Consider the following 18415-nt stretch of genomic DNA (forward strand, 5'->3'; position numbering starts at 1 on the left):
CCGCCCAGCGCTTTCGGGTTAATACAGTTCGGCGGGATCAGCCTTCAGAACTTTTTTCATGGCAAAAAAACTGGCCGCAAGACACATCAAAATTGTCAAAATAAAAACGAAGAGAATTCGCCATGGCGTCATGAACATCAGAATTTTGGTGGAATACTGGATGATGAAATAAAGAATTCCACCGCCGATCAGACCGGGGACAAATCCTAAAACGGATAGCCACAGGGATTGTTTGATTACGAGCGAGACCAGGAACTTTTTGGAAAAGCCGACGGCTTTCATTGTGGCGTACTGGGGAAGGTGATCGGTGATCTCATTGAACAAAATCTGATAACAGATGATGATGCCGATAATAAAGCCGATGATGACACCGATTCCGAATACCGCGCCGGTCGGTGTGGATTCAATCGTAAATCTAACCTCTCTTTGCCGGGCTTCTTCCGGTGTCATTAAAATCGTGTCAGAAGGCAGGATGTCGCGGAGTTTCTTTTTAACGGCCTCTATATCCGCCCCGGGCTTCAGACGAATCAATCCCATATTTATTTTGTCGGCGTTTCCCGTATGATTAATCCAGGTGGACTCACCCATGATGACATAACCGTCCAGTTTGATGTTCGGACCGATTTTTACCGTACCGACTACGTTTTGCAGCTCGCCACCCAGCTTGATTTCCGCTCCGGGTTTGATGTCGCCGTAAATTTCCCGCGACAGGCTGTCATAAAGAACATTTCCCCTGATTTTTAATTGTTCCTGATATTTTTCCAGGCCTTCCACCAGCAACGGTGCGGCTGTGTCCTGCGGAAATGCCAGAATCGAGATGGCGCGGATTCTCTTCTCCTGCTCATTAAACAGAGTATCCGTCCCTTCATAAAAGGGTATGGCTTCGGCGACTTCAGAAAGAGCGGCTGCCTGTCCCAGGCGGTGCCTGGAGATGGTGGAAGTTTCCAGCATGGAATAACGGCGATGATGCATGATCAGGATATCGGCATTGAGCAAAGGCGGAAGATTGGCCTGGCTGTCATTGAGTCCGTTGAAAAAACCGATTTCCATGAACATGATAACAACGGCAAAGGCAATTCCCAGCAGGGAAAGCGTCAGACGCCCTTTTTTATGAAGAAGCATTTTGGAAGCCAGGGGAATTTTTTTGCCGGAAAATAATTTCATATTAAAACAAGTCCGCCGGATCCGCTTTTCTGACTTTTTGAAGCGCCAGAATACCGGAAATAACGCTCATCAATATTGCCAGAAAGAAAACAAACACAGCCAGCTCCCACGGCAAATACATGGGCAGACGGCTGGCCTTCTGCACCAGAAAGGAGACCAGATAACCCAACGGCAGGGCCGGAATATAGCTCATTATTGTAAATAACAGGGCCTGCGTTGCGCCGACCTTGTAGATGTAATAATTACTGAATCCGACCGCTTTGAGGGTGGCGAATTCTCTTAACTTGTTTGAAATTTCCGTGGAAAGCACCTGAAAGAGGATAACTGCGCCGACGACAAATGCGACAAAAGCTCCCGCCTGGAACATGATGCCGATCGGTTTGACATTGATGAAATAATTTTGTTCCGCCTCGATGAACTTTTTCTTTTCGAAAACAAGCACATCATCGGGGAGCGTGGCCTGCAGGTTTTGCCTGACCTTTTCCACATCCGCGCCCGGTGCCACTTTAATCAGGCCGAAAGTAACCTGCCGGGGATCTGAGCGGGTAATGCTCTGAAAGGTTTCCAGATTCACTATCGCGGAGCCGTCTCCCAGAAAACTGATTCCCAGCTTATACAAGGCATTGATGGTGATCGGCATATGATTCAGCGTGGCATCCGTCCGTCCGATACGCTTTTCGCCGTAATCGGGATGAGAAGAAACATCGAGCATCACCATGTCTTTTGGCAAAATCGCCGGAAGATTCTCCCTGACCTCTTCATCCGGAACAAAATGAGGATTGAGATCAAACCCCATCAGCATGCATGATCTCATCTGCAGGTTGGATTCCGGAACACGCCACCATACCCGGGTGAAATTGAGGGTGGATATTTCCTGAACGCCCTGGGCGACCTGAGCCTGCACGAGGCGGGTTTTATCGAAGCTGCCGGTGGTATCCATACTTTCGTAAGTGGCGGACGTCATAATCAGGTCATAATCAAAAAAGCCGTAAACCAGGCTGGAGGTAATGCGGGCCGTCACCAGAAATCCCAGTTGCATAAAAATAAGCAGGAGGGAAAAGCAAATGCCGCCAATGGCGGCCAGTGTTCTTTTTTTATTCTGAAAAGTGTTGTACCAGGCAAGGGGTGTTCTCAGAATCATTATAAATCCTTGTGACGAAACAGATTAATATTGCTTTATCTATAAATTAAATCGGTATCGAAGTCAATGACGGCGGTTTGTTTAAAGATGGTTGCAAAAGATCATCAAAAATGACATCTTTAATCCCAATTTTGGCTTAACAGAGAATGAGAATGACTTTATTGAAACATCAGGGCGTCAACGGATTTTTTCATAATGACTCTCCGGCCGTAACATGTGATGATCCCGGGTACTTTATGCGGACCGGGTCATCCAGCTCCGAAAAGGCCAGACTGCGAATAACGGCGAAAAGGAGCGTGCATGAATGAGAAATCATTCTACCGTGAGCTCCTGGAGACCGCTTATGCCTGTTTTCCCGACTATCCCGAGGGGCGCTTTCGGGGCAGGGGAATTGTCCTTTGCGCGGGAGGCTTCGGGCACCTTTCCAATGCTTATGTCTGTCTGAAATTTTTGAGAACTTATACGGATCTGCCCGTCGAACTCTTCTATGCGGGGCCGGAGGAAATGCCGGAAGGGGTGCGTGATCTCCTCCAAAAGGATTTTGCTCCCATCGCCCTTACGGACATTACGCAGTGCAGATTCCCTGAAGACCAACTCTCTTTTTCCATCCGGGATTTCAAGGGATTCCAGATCAAACCCTACGCCCTGCTTTATTCCTCTTTTGAGGAAATCTTTTACATGGACGCGGATAATATTCCCCTGCGATCGCCTGTGCCTCTCTTTGCGATGGAAGAGTATGAGCAAACCGGCGCGCTTTTCTGGCCGGATCTCCCCGGCATGAAACAAACAACGGATGATCTTTTTGCGGTATTTGGCATTGCGTCCCGGTTCATCAGGCAGGGGTCCGAATTCGAATCGGGACAAATTGTCCTCGATAAACGCCGTTGCTGGAAGGCTCTTCTTACCGTGTGTCTCGCCAACTCGGACACGGAGGGATTTCGGAATTTCTGCTACCGCAATACTCTGGGAGACAAGGACACTTTCAGGCTTTCCTTTCAGTTTGCCGGAAAATCCTATCATCTGGAACAGCATCCGCCCCTCCAGATCGGCAACATGTACTTTATCATCCCCATTCCCCTGACGGACTTCACCATCAAAATCCAGCACGATCGGGGGGCATTTTATGCCACGGGCATCCTGCAGCATGATCCGGAAGGCCAACCTCTCTTTGCCCATAAAACGGTTTGCGAGTGGGATCTTTATCAGCCTTTTCAGAATCTGCTCTATCTTGAAAGCGGAAAGGGAGATGTTCAGCACATGAGTTGGTTGGCTCAGAGGGAAAATGAAGGCTATGAATTTCTCGAAGAGTTTCATAGCCGCTGCAAACGTTTTTTTGGATGGCAATATCTCAGGCGTTTCCGGGGATTACTTGCGGTTGTGATCATCGCGTTTCTCAACACCGTCAAATTTCGGCGAAACGGACGGGCCTCAATATTATCTCAAAAGCAACCAGCCGAAAAAGAGAGCGGCAAGCACTAGCAGGATCATCGGGCCACGATAAAACAGGAACCCGAGAAGCCGGCTGTCCCAAGCATGCCAGCTGCCGCCCGGGATATGCCGGACAATGGTTGCCGCCTTATCACTGCCATAGAGCGGCTGCGGCAGAATGTATATCCCATCCTTTCCGCGAAAGGCACGGTACTGTTTTGTAAAATACAAAGGGCCTGTGGAGAGCATCACCCGAAAATGCCGCAGGAGAAGCGGGTGACGGCTGAATTTGCGGTGGGCCTTTTCAAGATTCTCAATCACCTGCAGGAAGAAAGGATGCTTCGGTTCGGACATCAGGAGATCGTTGGAAAACCCGAGAGGTTCCGTTTTCGGGATGATGGCCGGATGAGACAGAAGAAAATCGCAGCTTCGTTCACAGACAATATCCAGATCGGAATAGATCCCGCCTAATTCATAAAGGATAAAATACCGGGCTGCATCAATCCGCTGAATGTTGTAGGGGTAACTCCTGTATGTGTCGAGAAACCAGGGGTAACGCTCCGTAATGAAACGTTCCAGGTCGGAGTCGGTCCAGAACATGTACCGCCAATCCGGGTGAAACCGCTGCCAGGAAGTTCTCGACTCCTCCCACTCCGGGGGAACTGCGATAGTTTTCCATGTCTGGTGGATGATTTTAGGTATCATAAAAAAGGACCCGCTTTTCCGGGAGTGAAAAAACTTTATTAACGGCAAAACATTCGTCAAATTGCCCAATCGATTCTTCATCAATGCATAACAGTCAAAGGAGAAATTGTCAAAGACCGGTTGACTGTGCGTGAGATTGATGCTCCGGGGTCATGATAAATTATCAGGCAAAACCGTTATTTTCTTTTCTCCGGAAGAATGCTATTAAATAGTAGAATGCAAGACAAAAATAATTATCCGTGCCTCCTATGATGAAAAGACCAGCCAGAAAGCCGCAAATTTTCCTGACCGTTGACCTGGAACCGGACTGTCCCCCGTACCTCAATACTTGCCGGGGGATTACCGAGGGAACTGTTTTGCTTCTTTCTTTACTGGATGAGGAAAACGTAAAAGCGACATTCTTTGTCACCGGACAAATAGCCCGGGACTATCCCGATATTATCCGCGATTTGATTGACCGCGGACATGAAGCAGGCAGCCACGGCTTCAGTCACAGCGACTTTACAACTCTGGGGCGCGACGCTGCGCAGCGTGATATAGAGCTTTCTCTGGAAGTGCTGAGGCCATTCGGACCTGTTTATTCTTTCCGGTCCCCTTATCTTAATTTTCCGCAGGGCTATCTCAGCCTTCTGGAAAAAGTAGGCTTGTCGGTTGATTCTTCGCAGGCGAAGTATAAGCCGTCTTACCTGCAGAACTCGCGGCAAACAACCTTGCGCCGAATTCCGGCTTCGGTCACGTCATCCGTTTTGCGACTGCCTGCCTGGCTCAGGAACCGCTGGCTTGGTGCTCTGGAAAGCCCGGTGGTTTTATTCGTTCATCCCTGGGAATTTGTTGATTTGCGGAAGGCGAATATTCCTTTGGATTGCCGTTTTAAAACGGGCGGCGCGGCGCTTCGCTGCCTCCGGGAAGTCATTCAGTTTTATAAAGGGCGCGACTTTCAATTCAGAAAAATGCAGGATGTCCTGACGGAGCCGGACAAAATCTCTACAAACCAGGCGGCCGCAGCAATTCGGTAAGGCAGTGAGAGCGTCTGTCGGCGGTATTTTTATTCAATGACCGGCCGGTGATTTTTATTTAAGGATTCTTTTCTTCTTTGCCACGAGCAACTCCAGAAAGGCGCTGTAGCGGGTCTTGTGCTGTTCCAGCCCGCAGCTCGCCGCGTCAACGCAATCACCATTCACATTCAGGAAGGGGATGTCCCGCTGGGAAAAGTGCTTTTGCAGAAGCGGTGTCACGCCGGAGGCCTGGTGACAGCCCCAGTGCGAGAAATGGACGATGCCGTCGGCGCCGGCATCGGTATATATCTTTTCCAGATTCTTTAATCGTCTTTCCAGCGGACCGTTGCCGGGCGTATGGATAAGTCGCCGGGCAATGATTTCAAGAGCGCCGCAACTCTTGATGTCGTCTTCCATATATCCGGTGCATTCTTCCAGATACACCTTGGAGCGCGTCCCGTCGTCAATAAACGGCCAGACATCGTTATATTGAAAAACAGGTGCAATATGCGCCCAGATAATTTTAATCGTTTCCGGAGAAATCCGGGACGGAAAAGCCCGGTTGTAAATCCGGTCATTCTCCAGATCGGCAATAATGGTCCGGCATATTTTCAGTAATCGTTCGGAGCCGGACATGGCGGCAAGCGGCAGCATGAAATTGATCATCTGATGCCCGTAATAAACATTGCGCTGCAAACGGCAGCGAAGCCGGTAGATGGTTTTCATCAATTGCCCGGTGACGAGAATATTTCGGGCGGCGGCATCAAGTTTTGACAGATCCAGAGGTTTTCCGGTCAGTGTTTCGATATGGCCGATCAGCTCCTGCAGCTGGCTGACGAGATAAGCAACGCCTGTCTGATCATCATTTTGAGGAATATCCAGAAAGAAAAAAGGCACGCCGGTTTTTTCGGCCAGATGCCGGAATGTTTTGATATTGCCGTCGCATAAAGCCGATGACGACAGCACAAAGAGGGGCCTGGGCAAAACACCGGAAGATGCGATGTCAATGGAAAGTCTGTGAAAATTACACATGGTATTAGGAACAAAATGGGTGCCGTGTCTGCCTAGAAAATTTTTGGCAATTCCCATGCTGGCAAATAAAGCGGACAGACCCTCCAGGCATAAGGGGGACAGGCCGGAAGCATAAAGAATTTCAGTGGGAACAAAGATGGATGTCCAGACGTTCTGCTCCGACGTCAATCCCTCCCGGTAGTAGTTCAGATATTCCCTCTCCAGCATACGGACGGAAGGAACCTTCCCCAGAGAAACAATTTTCACCACCATCTGGAAAATTTGAAAGGCCACGGGCAGCGGCAGGCGCAGGCCTTCCCGGGTCATGCTGCGGTAAAGGATACGGCGCAGTTTGCTGTCCACGAGCGGGTTGCTCATAATCCTCCCCGGCCGGCAATGGATTCCTGCCCGCTCGCGATGACCGCGGCGCCGATTGCTCCGGCAAGTTGCGCTTCAGCAAAAATGGTGACCCGACAGGCGAGGGCATTTTCCAGCTCTCCGGTAAAGCCGGCATTAAGCGAAAGTCCGCCGGTAAGGATAAAGGGCGCCTCCCCCTGAATTTTACGGACCAGAGCGCATACTCTTTCCGCAATGGCGAAATTCAGGCCTCTGGCAATGCTTCCCACCGGTATTCCTTTCGTCATCAGGGATACAACCTCGGATTCGGCAAACACGGAGCACATGCTGCTGATGGGTGTGGGATGATCAGCCTCAAGAGAAAGATCGCTGAACCGGGCAAAGTTTATATTCATTCTCTGAACCATGGACTCGAGGAAACGCCCCGTTCCAGCCGCGCATTTGTCATTCATGGCAAATCTCAGCACGTTGCCGGCTTCGTCTATCCGGATAGCCTTGCTGTCCTGGCCGCCGATGTCAATAATGGTTCCGGATTGCGGGTTCAGAAAATTAACCCCCACGGCATGACAGGTTATTTCTGTCGTCTGTTCCCTGTCCGCAAAGGCCGTTCTGCCGTAACCGGTATAGATTGTCCGGAAAATATTATCTTCAGGAACAGCGCTTTGTTCGATCAGTTTGCCGAAGGCGGCATCGGCGGAATCTTTCATGTTGATGGAAGTGGGTATGATGATGGACGCAATAATTTCCTTCCCGTTTTTCAGCATGATTCCTTTGGTTGTGGTACTGCCGACATCCAATCCGATGGAATAGATTTCCGACGGTACGACCGCCCGGGCGCGGGATTTTTTTGTTGTTTTTTGACCGGATATAATTTTTTCCATAAAGGCCTCTATTCTTGTAACATTTTGTTCATCACTGTTTACGGAAAGATCATTTTCCAGATACAGACAGGGAAACCCGGCGGGTAATTTATTTTTTAACTTTTCCAGTTCAAAGGCATAAAAATCACAAAACTTCAGCGTGGTGAAAATCAATCCGGCCAGCTGCCGGTTTTCAATTTCGGCAATGATGTAATGCGTCAGGCTGCCGCTGTCACTGCGCGGGCAGATCGTATTTTGCAGGGAATGACGCGCCAGTTGTAAAAGTTTTTCTTCGAGAGAAGCAGCCGGGGAAAATTGTTTCTCTGCGGAGGGTATTATCCCCTGACCGCAATGACGCAGGAAAATACCGCCGGCGTTGAACTTTTTTAAAATATCCCGAAACAGGGAAGGGCGGTAGGATGAACCGGCAATGCCGATTTTTACGGATTGTTGATGGTCTTCTTCCCGATTCAGAGAACGCGAAAAGAGGGTCGGGGCATTCTCTTCGGTGAACAAAAGATCTGCTTTCCCCTGATGGAAATGATCAGGAGCAATTTTCTCAAGCAAAGACAGGTATTGAGCACTCAGATATTTTGCGCTCCGGTCGCCGGTCCGTCCGGGTACATCCAATAAAAAAGATTTTATTTTTCCGGAATAGCACAGAGAAGAATGCAGCTGCTTCATGGCATCGCAGACTTTCGGCACAATCACGAAATCGAATTGATGATCGTCATCAATAATGTTAGAGAAAAGATACTTGGCGTAAGAACAGATATTATCATGCAGCGAACAGCTGTACTCCAGCGAATATATTTCATTTTCAAAAAATGAAATATCCACGACGTCATGGCCGCAGGCGGTCAGCAGTTCCGCGGGGATATAGGAGCAGAAATACGGTATTTTCATCTGGATGGCTCCTTCTTTGACCGATCCTGGCCGGATTTCCGCACCGCTTTTTCATATATTTCGAGATGCCGGGCCAGAGAAGACTGCCAAGTCCAGGTCGTGGATACCGTCCGGTTATGGAGCGCTATCCGTTCCCGCAATGCATCGTTTTGAATCAGGGCGGTCAGATGCCGGACCAATTCCTCATCATCCGTCGCCAGCAGCCCTTCTTTCCCGTCTTCAATCAGATGCTGCAGACCGGACATCCGCATTCCGACAACCGGCAACCCGGCAACCCGCGCTTCAAGAGCCGCCAGACCAAACGCTTCCTGACTGGTCGGTAAAACAAATATATCCGCCCCGGAGAAGAGATCGGCAATTTCTTCCTGAGAACGGATACCGGCCAGTTCCACTATTTCCTGCAATCCCAGAGACCTGATCAGACGATCCAGAGAGTTACGCTGCGTACCGTCACCCACAATGATCAGGCGAACGCGCCGCGGACTTGTCAGTAGTATAATTTCCGGTATCATTTTAATCAGCAGATGCGCCCTTTTACGAATAGACAAACGCATGACGGAAATCAAGGTTAAGTCTTCACGGGGACGGGGAAGGCGGGGCCGGCGCCAGGGGGACTCCCGCACGGCATTGGGCAGCACATAAACCCGGTCAATCCTGCCGGCCTTGCTCATGATCCGGGCAGCACTCGGGCTTACGGATGTAAAAATAACCGGCCATTTAGACCAGCCGAACAGGCCGTCGAGAATAGAGAAAAGCAAATGATAATAATGCAGCACCGAATGGCAGGTTACCACGGTGGGAATTTGCAGGTTTTTCGCCACATACAAACAGCCGTAGGCCAGCGGAGACAGGATGCTGCCGTGGCAGTGTACCACATCAAAAGAACCCTTCTTCAACAGAACGGCTGCCTGGCGGAATGCGGCAGGCGACGTGATAAAGCCAAAGCGTGTTTTCACGGGAACATCCAGGCGATGAACTGGAAAGCCGTATTCGCGGCCGTTTCCCTTCGTGGCTGTAATGATTTCCGGCTGGTGCCCCGCGGCCCGCAGGGATTCAGCCAGGCCTTGCAAATGAATTTCAATGCCGCCGACGCGGGGATGGAACCAGTCACAAATTAAAGCAATTTTCATAAGAAGTAATTTTCACAGCAGGTATTATTTTTGTGTCGGTTTACCAAAGCCTTATTAGACTTGTCTTTCTATTTCCGGTTATCCCGACCGGCCTCAAGAGATTTTTCCTGCAGGAGTATTCTTCCGACATAAATAAAGCGATGGATCGCTGTTATATTGGTCAGCAAGGCAAAAACGGCCAGGGAGATTTTCATCAGCAAAATACCCGCCACAGGAACAGAGCCCAGTGCGGAAGCCACCAGCAAAAGGACAAAGCGTTCCGTTCGCTGCATTCTTCCGACAGTGCAGGCAACGCCCGCCGCTTCCGCACGCGCCCGCACATAGCTGGTCAGGAAGGAACCTGTGATGGCAAAAATAATGAACATGACGGCCAGGGGGCTGTAACCGTCCGGATGTCCGGCATTTGGAGACCAGAACAAGGCCGGGCCTCCGGCAAAATACCAGGCCAGCCCCATAAAGATAAAAGCTTCACTGAAACGATCCAGGCAGCTGTCATAAAAAGCGCCGAAGCGCGATGAGGTGCCGGTCTGCCGGGATAACTGGCCGTCCAGAATATCGCAGGTGCCGGCCAGCGCAACCGTTAATCCTCCCAGAAAGAAATTGCCCGTGCTGAAAATCAACCCTGCCGCGGCGCTGAATATACAGCCTGCAGTGGTTACGGCATTGGGTGAAACTTTCATCCGAACAAGCCAATTCAAAACAGGATTGATCATTTCCCGATAAACGCGGCGGGTGCTTTGATTAAAGAGAAAAAATTCGGGCAGACGCAATGCTCTTATCACCTCACGGATTATTTACCGGCTACGCCGTCCCAGGATAAAATCCTCGGTCATTTTGAGCGCCTCATCATCAGGGTACTGGTTGGGGGGATGTTTCATAAAAAATGCCGACGGTGAGACCAGAACTCCGCCGATACGGCGATCCAAAGCCAGTTTGCAGCAGCGGATGGCGTCAATGACAACGCCGCCTGAATTCGGAGAATCCTCCACGGACAGCCGCAGTTCAAGGTTCATCGGCACATCGCCGAAGATCCGCCCTTCCATCCGGATATAGGCAACCTTGTTGTCATTTTGCCAGGGAACATAATCCGTCGGACTGATATGGATATCATCATTGGACAGTCTTATGGACGCAACGGATTGAATAGACTCGGTCTTGGACTGCTTTTTGGAGGACAGCCTTTCAGGATTCTTCATATTCAGAAAATCAGTGTTGCCGCCGAAATTGAGTTGATAGGTATGATCGAGATTAACACCGCGTTGACGAAAAAGATTGGTGAGAGAGCGATGGATTATGGTGGCGCCAATCTGGGATTTGACATCATCACCGATGATGGGAATGTTCCGTTCGCGGAAACGTTTTGCCCAGATTTTATTGCTGGCTATAAATACGGGCATGTTGTTGATCACCGCCACACCGGCATCCAATGCGCATTCCATATAAAAATGGGCGGCCTTTTCCGAACCGACCGGAAGATAATTAAGCAAGATGTCGGGACGGCATTTCTTCAGAACGGCAATAACCTCCTGATGCGTGGTCTCGGGAAGCCGCGCCGGAACAAATCTTCTTTTTTCCGGATATTTCGCCATATGACTGGAAAGACTGTCTTCTATACGGCCCATCTGCACACAAACGCCGGTTTGCGGAATATCGCGTTGAAATATTTGCGTACAGTTGGGTTTTGCAAAAATGGCGGAGGCCAGATCTTCTCCAACTTTGCGTGCATCGATGTCCCAGGCGGCAACGACTTCGATATCGCCGGGCTTATATCCTCCGATCATCCAATGCATCAAGCCACAAGCTTCGTTTGCCTTACGGGTTCGATAATAAGTAATGCCCTGCAGGAGAGAAGATGCGCAATTTCCCACGCCGATTATGGCAATACGGATTTTTTTCACGTCGTATAATAACCTCTCGTTTCTTCACATCTATGTTTGGCTGGACTGTTTAAGCTGGACCAGGTATTCATGCTTTTATAGGTCCATGTGTTTGATTTTCTGCTTAGCTGAAAGCACATTATAACAATTATCCAGCACACATTTCATGCTATTAGTCAATATATACCGCAGGGGAAACATCTTCCAAAAAGCATTAATAAAGATCATTTTCGGGTCGAAAACTTTTCGTAGCGTAAGAGATTTCAGGCACCGGAATAGTTCCTGTTCCGTGAGGTGGCGTGTGCGGATATTACAGGTAAACCCGTCATAGCGGCTGAAATCATTGTTGGTAATCAAAGATTCAGCCTGCAATTCCTCGCGGACGCGCGTCTGCGGGTAAGGCGTCAGGAACTGAGCGTAAATGGAATCGGGCTGCAGGTCTTTGATCATTCTATATTGCCGGCTGACCGATTCCCAGTCGTCATCGGGATAACCAACCACGCAACCGGCAATAATGGCAATATGATGCCGGCGCAGAAGCTGTGCCGCCCGGCGGTTCTTTTCAGGACTGGTCGGTTTCTTCATCTCTTTGAGAGCCGAAGGCTCCATTGATTCAAATCCGACAAAGGCAACCTTAAAGTTGGCCTTTTCCATTTTCGCGACCAGATCAGGATTATCCGCAAGACCGACCGCCGTCACCTGGGTCAAATAAATCATATCATTCAGGCCATTGCCGATAATGGCATCGCAAATGGCCTGAAAGTGGGCAATATCGTAAGTGATGTTGTCGTCGGAGAAAAAAACGGCCCTGGTGCCCCGGGCACGGATATTTTGCAGATCGGCAATAACTCTTTCAATGGGAAACGGACGAAATACCGAACCATACATATGCATAATCGAACAGAACTTGCAGTGAAAGGGGCATCCCCGGGAGGTTTCGGCGACATCCAGTGACCAGGTACCGAAGAAGAAGTTTTGCGACAGACGCGCCGTCCGCAGCGGAAGATTAATCTTGGTAAGATCCAGGAGCGGTCGTTCATCGTTATGAATCCATCGGCTGCCGCGGCGGTAGCTGAGACCCGGGATGCCGTCGTAAGCATGGCCGTTTTTTTCAATAGCTGCAACCAGTTCCCCGAAAGTCTCTTCGCCTTCACCACGGACGATAAAATCCAGCATATCCGTCCAATGCACGGCACTTTCATCGCGCGCCATCAATGTAGCATGATAACCGCCGGCAATCATGACGATCTGTTGATCCAACGACCGGATATACCGGGAAACGCGCAGCAACGTATCAAACTGAAAAGACATGGCGCTCAAGCCGACGATTTGTGGACGGAAGGTTTTCAAGATATCGGCAATAGGCTGACGCAGATGAGGTTTGTGAACAACGAGATCGAGCACCCGCACGTCGTGGCCGGGAAGATTACCCGCGAGAGAAACAAGCGCAAGGTTCGGTTGACGGGTTATGTTGTCAATGTAATCGGCGGTGTCCGGCATGGCAATGAGCAGTATTCTCATTTGATTCAAATCATCCTTAGCTTCTGATTCAAGAGTTAAATGAATATCATAGGGAATACGGTAAATACAACCATAAATAATGTTAATGACGTCCAACTTATTGTTATGAAATGATTATTTAAGGTAATATTCTTTTTTCATGACACCGGTTTATGTCTTTGCTAAGGTTGAATCAGAAAGATAGAGTTTTAAAATACCTTGGGTCCGGGCAAAGGATTGATAATCCCCTTGATTAAGTGTATTAACTGCCGGCTTCATTCAAAGTCAGCAACCTTTTTCTGGTTTATTTATGACAGGTAAAACAACTTATTTTATAGATGCCGGCATGGAAAAATTGCATGTTCGGCATACCGGCGGCAACGGCCGGAGATATCATGACCATATCTATCTGCATCGCGGGCATCTGGAGCATTTTCTGGAAGGCATCAGAAAAAATATCCGGAATGAATCAAAAGAAAAGGCCGGCGGCAATCCCGAAATCTATTTAACGGGGAAATTATCGGCGCAGGCAAAAAACGTCCTCGGATATGGAAAACGTCTGCATCCGGAAACCGTTTTGTGGCAAGCGTCTCACAATCTTCTGATGAATCCGCCGGACCATCTGCGCCCCGTGCAGTCCTTGGCGATAATTGATTTTTCGGCATCCGGGTTTTGTATTGCGGCGGCGCATAAGCAAGAAGGCATTACCCCGCGCTTTATAGAAAAAAACCCTTCCTGCGGGGCCGGATCGGGAATAAATCTACGGCGCGTTCTGGAGAAACTGAATATTGCCGCCGACGATGTGGATTCAATACTCAAGGACTATCTGGAGGAGGACGGACAAGCGCTGCGGAATGCCCTGCCGGTCCGGATGGAGCGCTGCGGCGTATTCAGTGTTTCGGCAACTGTATCCGACAAAAATCAGGGGCTTCCCGTCGAGCATGCCCTGGCCGTAACCATGAAATCGGAAGCCGCCAAAGCGGCGTCGCGCGTGCCGCGGGGTATCAGCCGTGTGTATCTGGCCGGTGGAATGTTCCGCTGGCAATTTCTGCGGAATTGCGTGGCCGACTTTCTCTGTGCACAGGGCGTTAACGACATTATATACGATGAAAAGCAGTCGCTCATCTTCCTGGGAATGAAGGCTTTAAAGAAGAAGCAGGATGATAGGAAAGATGGCTCCTCCATATCGGCAGGATTGCGGCAAAGAAAAGAGGCGCAGATCTTCCTGCCTTCTTTTCAAGAGCTGAAAATTAAGCTCACCGGCTCAGACCGATATGTCAACTGTCAGGACGAAGATGAAAAAATACCTGCAGCCGCTATTTTAGAGACTGAACCGGTGAATATTGCTCTGGACATCGGTTCCAGCATGGCAAAGATGATCATTACAGATGCCGTAAACGGCAAAACGCTCTGGCTAAACAGCATTGTTAACAAAGGGGACGCCCTGCAAACCGTCCGCCGTTTTCTGGAAACAATCCGGCAAGCAGGTTGCCACGGACTTCCGGTGCAGCACTGGGGGCTTACCGGAAGCGGCCGCTACCAGATTCAGAGAATACTCCAGACGATATATCCGCACCTGCGGGAGCGCGTTTTCACGCGGGTCGAAAATGAAGTCCACGTCCTGGGCTCCCTGCAAATATTGGAAGAACATATTGCCGGTTTGAAACGTCGGGGATACGACGAAATCAATGACAAAAGTGGTATTCTGGTCGACATCGGCGGTGAAGACACAAAAATATCCATTATTGACTTGCGGCGGAAATCTTTGAGGGAAAATGCCATGAACTGCAAATGTTCGGCGGGAACAGGAAGCCTTATGGATATACTCCGTGAGCTGCTGGACATTCCTGATGTTGCCACCGCTTACCGGATGGCATCCCGGGCTTCGAAGGCGAGGCGCATCAACGCCACCTGCGCCGTTTTCCTGATGGAGGAAGCCCGGAAGATGCAGGCCCGGGGTGTGGATGTCGGTGAAATCCTGGCCTCCTGCTGTTATGCGATTGTAGAAAACATGGCCAGAACCCTGTGGCCTCAAGTCAATATTTTACCGAATAGCGTCGTCCTTCTCCACGGCCAAACGATGCAAAGCGATCCGCTGGCATTGGCTGCCATCGACCGGCTGGAAGCTCATTGCCGCGGACCGATCTATGGATTGATTCCGCCTCACCCCGGCTACCGTGCCTGCTTTGGCCTGCAAAGCCTGATGCCCGCTCAACAGGAAATAATCGGGCAAATCTGCAACTGGGAAAGCCTTACCGCATGGTCATACAAGCGGCAATTATTTGCGTGTTCCGGATCGGCCTGCGGCAACGATTTAATGCGCTGTACCCGCACAACCATATCTTCCGGGCAGGAAGAGTTGCCGATCAAACTGAACATCGGCGGTTGCACATCCGTCAATGACCGGGAAGCCCTCCGCCAATCTTCCGTTAATAGTGTCCCCGATGCCTACCGGGAAATATGGCAATGGATAACACGCCAGCACCCGCAAACAAAAAGCGCCGACAGGCTTGTCATTCCGCGGTGCTTCGCCCTGTCGCAGCAGGCTTATCTGCTGGCAAAATGCTTTGAACAGTCCGGCATTCCCGTGCATACCGATGCGGTTTGCGCGGAGGATATTCGGACGGGACAAAAAAATTTCGATCTGGACACCTGTGCACCCAACATCGGTGCGGCCGGGCAACTCATTCGTCTGGCGGCGACACCGCACCGTTTGATTTTTGTGCCGCAGATTGATTTTCTGCCCACTATCGGGGCAAGTCTGGGCAGAACCTGCACAACCAATCAGGGCGGAATCTGGGCGGCAATCCAGTTTGCCCGTCTTGCCCATCCTCATGCGCGTTTCATGGTTAAACCGGTCAACCTGGGAGAGGGCGACCCGCTGGCGATGACCCGTCAGCTTTACCGGTCGTTTCAGGAAGTATTTGCCGTTTATGGCATCCATATCACTTCGTCCCGCTTTCAGGATATCTGGCAGGCAAGCCTTGACGCTCAGGCGAAACTGAATGAAAAAACGGCTGATCTCACGGCGGGGTATCTGGAACAGGCCGCTTCGGGCGATATTCCCGTCACGGTTGTCTGCGGCCGTGAATACGTGCTCAATCCCGGCATTTATGACCAGCACATCAGTAAACTTCTCAGGGACAAGGGCATCATGCCCATACCCTCATATGCCCTTGACGCAATACTTGATCCGGAATATTCCCATATTTACTGGAGGAACACCCACGACGTTTTAAGCAAAGTCAAAGCTATTGCCGATGGGACGCTTTCTTCAAAAATTACTCATCCCCGCCTGCGGGAGGCCGTCCATCGTCTGGAAAATGCCGCTTCCGGACACAGGTTGACATACGCTCTGGTGACGACTTTCCGCTGCGGTCCGGACAGCGTTACCGCTCCGTTGCTGCAGGAAGTCGCCAGATCCGTGCCTGCGCTTTGGATTCAATCGGATGGAACAATCGCCGAATTGGCCCACCTGGAAAACAGGATCAGCACGCATCTGCGCCGGATTCAACAAAAGCGGGAACAGGGCAGGGCTTATCCGCCGGGCCTGCGGATGGAGATCCTCAATCAATTTAATCTGGATGCCTTAAACGATAAAACCGATGTTGTTTATTTCCCCACGCTGAGCGACAACCGCGTGATGACCGCGTTTGCCAGGGGCCTTGGATTTGCGGCCATTGACAATTACATCGAAGAAGATTTCGACATGGAGGAAAAAGGCCGTCTGGGACGCCGGTATGTCGGCAATGACGTCTGTCTCCCGCTGGCGGCCGTGTTTGCCGACATGCTCCTGGCCATTGAGGATTTTATGAAGCGGCAGAAAGCAGATGATCCGCTCGTCCGGGATAAAAGCCGCATTATCCTGTTCATGAACGGCGGCGACGGACCCTGCCGGCTGGGACAATATATTCAGGTTTTTAAACTGGCCTTTTTCAAGACTTTCGGTTCTTCCCGGGTTTCTGATGCCACGGGATCAGGTTTGGTGAACATCCGCCTTCTGGAAAATCTTTCCAGCAGTATCGCCGGGAGAAATGACTATTCATCCGTGGTGGAACCGTGGGTCGGAATTCTCGGCTATCAGGCAGTCGTCGTTCACGGGCTTTGCCACAGCATGCTGTTTGCGGCTGCGGCAAACTGCCGGGATGAAAAAACCTATGACGCCATGATATCCGACTATCGGCAGCTTCAGCAAAATATACGCGATCAGGTTGAATTCAAAGCCCGGCCTAACAGCATAGCGCAACAAACGGTCAATCTGATCAGCCGGCAATATCCGGCCTTAGCCCCGGCGGCAAAATATTTGGGATACGGTCTCTGGCGCAATTTCGGACTGCGCAAAATCATCCGGCAATTCGCCGGGTCCTGGATTCTGCCCGGCCTCAAAAACCATAAGCAGGACCAATCTTTAATGCGCATTCATCTGGATGGAGAAATCTATATGAGGACCAGCCAATCCGGAGAAATATTGCGCTTATTATTGCAATATCTGGGTTTCGGCTCTTTTGCCATGACTATGACGCCGACCTGGAGCTTCTTTGAGGCAGTTCTGCATACGAGAATTCTGACGGCTCAGGAGAGGATTGCCGATCTGGATAATGCCGGAGATGGAAATGACCTGTCGGTTGCCGCGGAGAAGAAAATCCAACAGATGATTATCCATGAAGCCGGAAATACGATCAGCAACCTGAGAAATGTGCTGGCGCGCCCGCTGTATGATGCCGCCGGTGTGACAATGCCGCATCCCATGCGCGACGTTTATCAAGCCGCTTCAGCCGTCATTCCGACAGCGAAGCCTTACGGAGAGCTGGTTCCCTTTGTGGGTGAGGCCATCCTGCGCTGCCGGGAGAATGTTGATCTGATTTTAAATTTATCGCCGGAAGGGTGCATGGTTTCCGGAATGGGAGAAATGCTGATACCTTCCATTACCGCTCAGGCCGGGCCAACAAACAGGACGGCCGTTGTCTCTATATTTTCAAGGGACGGGGAAGTGCAGGAGGAGCAGTTGAGTCTTGCCCTGCTCAAAGCGCCGCGGTTTCACTGGGGCGGTGTCCTGCCCGATTGCGCGCCATGATGATTTACGTCTGCGGAGATTCAAGAGGATCCTAAATTTCGTTTGACAAATCATCCCTTTTTGAATACTTTTCACATCCGGTCTGCTTTGACTTCTTACCTGCAGTTCAAGAGCCAGGAAAAGAATATTGATGCACGATACGGCAAAAACAGGCTCATAACAGTGTACCCGGGGATCCGTTACGGATGAGGAGTTATCGCTGCAAAATTTAAAATGGATAACTTGTTTGCCTTTCGCACACCTGAAGAGACAGTTGATTAGGGTAAT

At 50.3% G+C, this 18415-nt stretch carries 12 protein-coding genes; 3 read left to right on the top strand and 9 right to left on the bottom strand.

The window, feature by feature from the left end; translation table 11 throughout:
* Positions 1-18 precede the first annotated feature (18 nt).
* Together CVU71_01770 and CVU71_01775 are read right to left on the bottom strand one after the other, a co-directional pair.
* Positions 19-1164: a hypothetical protein gene (locus CVU71_01770; protein PKN20543.1), complete on the bottom strand. Its 1146-nt coding sequence runs from the start codon at positions 1162-1164 to the stop codon at positions 19-21.
* A gap of 1 nt (position 1165) precedes the next feature.
* Entirely contained in the window at positions 1166-2305 is a 1140-nt protein-coding gene (locus CVU71_01775; protein PKN20544.1) for a hypothetical protein, read from the bottom strand.
* A 300-nt stretch (positions 2306-2605) separates the two neighbouring features.
* Here CVU71_01775 and CVU71_01780 point away from each other — a divergent pair, with 300 nt between their 5' ends.
* Entirely contained in the window at positions 2606-3784 is a 1179-nt protein-coding gene (locus CVU71_01780; GenBank protein PKN20545.1) for a hypothetical protein, read from the top strand.
* On the opposite strand, the gene CVU71_01785 is transcribed toward CVU71_01780, so the two are convergent.
* On the bottom strand, positions 3740-4519 hold the full coding sequence (locus tag CVU71_01785) for a hypothetical protein (GenBank protein PKN20546.1): 780 nt from the start codon (positions 4517-4519) through the stop codon (positions 3740-3742). The genes CVU71_01780 and CVU71_01785 overlap by 45 nt on opposite strands.
* Positions 4520-4686: 167 nt before the next feature.
* Here CVU71_01785 and CVU71_01790 point away from each other — a divergent pair, with 167 nt between their 5' ends.
* Positions 4687-5454 (top strand): polysaccharide deacetylase, encoded by a 768-nt coding sequence (locus CVU71_01790; protein PKN20547.1) that lies wholly within the window; start codon positions 4687-4689, stop codon positions 5452-5454.
* Between the two features lie 54 nt (positions 5455-5508).
* On the opposite strand, the gene CVU71_01795 is transcribed toward CVU71_01790, so the two are convergent.
* The 6 genes from CVU71_01795 to CVU71_01820 form a co-directional block, all read right to left on the bottom strand.
* On the bottom strand, positions 5509-6822 hold the full coding sequence (locus CVU71_01795; protein ID PKN20548.1) for a hypothetical protein: 1314 nt from the start codon (positions 6820-6822) through the stop codon (positions 5509-5511).
* Positions 6819-8567 carry a hypothetical protein gene (locus tag CVU71_01800; protein ID PKN20549.1) on the bottom strand — a complete coding sequence of 583 codons (1749 nt, stop codon included), beginning with the start codon at positions 8565-8567 and terminating at the stop codon, positions 6819-6821. The genes CVU71_01795 and CVU71_01800 overlap by 4 nt, the downstream gene beginning before the upstream one ends.
* The gene (locus CVU71_01805) at positions 8564-9697 is read right to left on the bottom strand and encodes a hypothetical protein (protein PKN20550.1); all 1134 of its coding nucleotides are present in this window, start codon (positions 9695-9697) and stop codon (positions 8564-8566) included. The genes CVU71_01800 and CVU71_01805 overlap by 4 nt, the downstream gene beginning before the upstream one ends.
* Positions 9698-9765: 68 nt before the next feature.
* Positions 9766-10467, bottom strand: coding sequence for a CDP-alcohol phosphatidyltransferase family protein (locus CVU71_01810; GenBank protein ID PKN20551.1), 702 nt, complete (start codon positions 10465-10467; stop codon positions 9766-9768).
* 24 nt (positions 10468-10491) lie between these two features.
* Complete coding sequence (locus CVU71_01815) at positions 10492-11595, bottom strand: inositol-3-phosphate synthase (GenBank protein PKN20552.1); 1104 nt, start codon at positions 11593-11595, stop codon at positions 10492-10494.
* Between the two features lie 75 nt (positions 11596-11670).
* Positions 11671-13095: a B12-binding domain-containing radical SAM protein gene (locus CVU71_01820; protein ID PKN20553.1), complete on the bottom strand. Its 1425-nt coding sequence runs from the start codon at positions 13093-13095 to the stop codon at positions 11671-11673.
* Between the two features lie 289 nt (positions 13096-13384).
* Here CVU71_01820 and CVU71_01825 point away from each other — a divergent pair, with 289 nt between their 5' ends.
* Positions 13385-18148: a hypothetical protein gene (locus tag CVU71_01825; GenBank protein ID PKN20554.1), complete on the top strand. Its 4764-nt coding sequence runs from the start codon at positions 13385-13387 to the stop codon at positions 18146-18148.
* Positions 18149-18415 lie beyond the last annotated feature (267 nt).

The organism is Deltaproteobacteria bacterium HGW-Deltaproteobacteria-6 (genome assembly GCA_002840435.1).
Lineage (GTDB): Bacteria > Desulfobacterota > Syntrophia > Syntrophales > Smithellaceae > UBA8904.

Bases quoted from the DNA above. Each gene is read 5' to 3' on its own strand.
- CVU71_01825 (PKN20554.1), top strand. From the start codon at position 13,385: ATGACAGGTAAAACAACTTATTTTATAGATGCCGGCATGGAAAAATTG.
- CVU71_01780 (PKN20545.1), top strand. From the start codon at position 2,606: ATGAATGAGAAATCATTCTACCGTGAGCTCCTGGAGACCGCTTATGCC.
- CVU71_01805 (PKN20550.1), bottom strand. From the start codon at position 9,697: ATGAAAATTGCTTTAATTTGTGACTGGTTCCATCCCCGCGTCGGCGGC.
- CVU71_01820 (PKN20553.1), bottom strand. From the start codon at position 13,095: ATGAGAATACTGCTCATTGCCATGCCGGACACCGCCGATTACATTGAC.
- CVU71_01775 (PKN20544.1), bottom strand. From the start codon at position 2,305: ATGATTCTGAGAACACCCCTTGCCTGGTACAACACTTTTCAGAATAAA.
- CVU71_01800 (PKN20549.1), bottom strand. From the start codon at position 8,567: ATGAAAATACCGTATTTCTGCTCCTATATCCCCGCGGAACTGCTGACC.
- CVU71_01795 (PKN20548.1), bottom strand. From the start codon at position 6,822: ATGAGCAACCCGCTCGTGGACAGCAAACTGCGCCGTATCCTTTACCGC.
- CVU71_01785 (PKN20546.1), bottom strand. From the start codon at position 4,519: ATGAAGAATCGATTGGGCAATTTGACGAATGTTTTGCCGTTAATAAAG.
- CVU71_01770 (PKN20543.1), bottom strand. From the start codon at position 1,164: ATGAAATTATTTTCCGGCAAAAAAATTCCCCTGGCTTCCAAAATGCTT.
- CVU71_01790 (PKN20547.1), top strand. From the start codon at position 4,687: ATGATGAAAAGACCAGCCAGAAAGCCGCAAATTTTCCTGACCGTTGAC.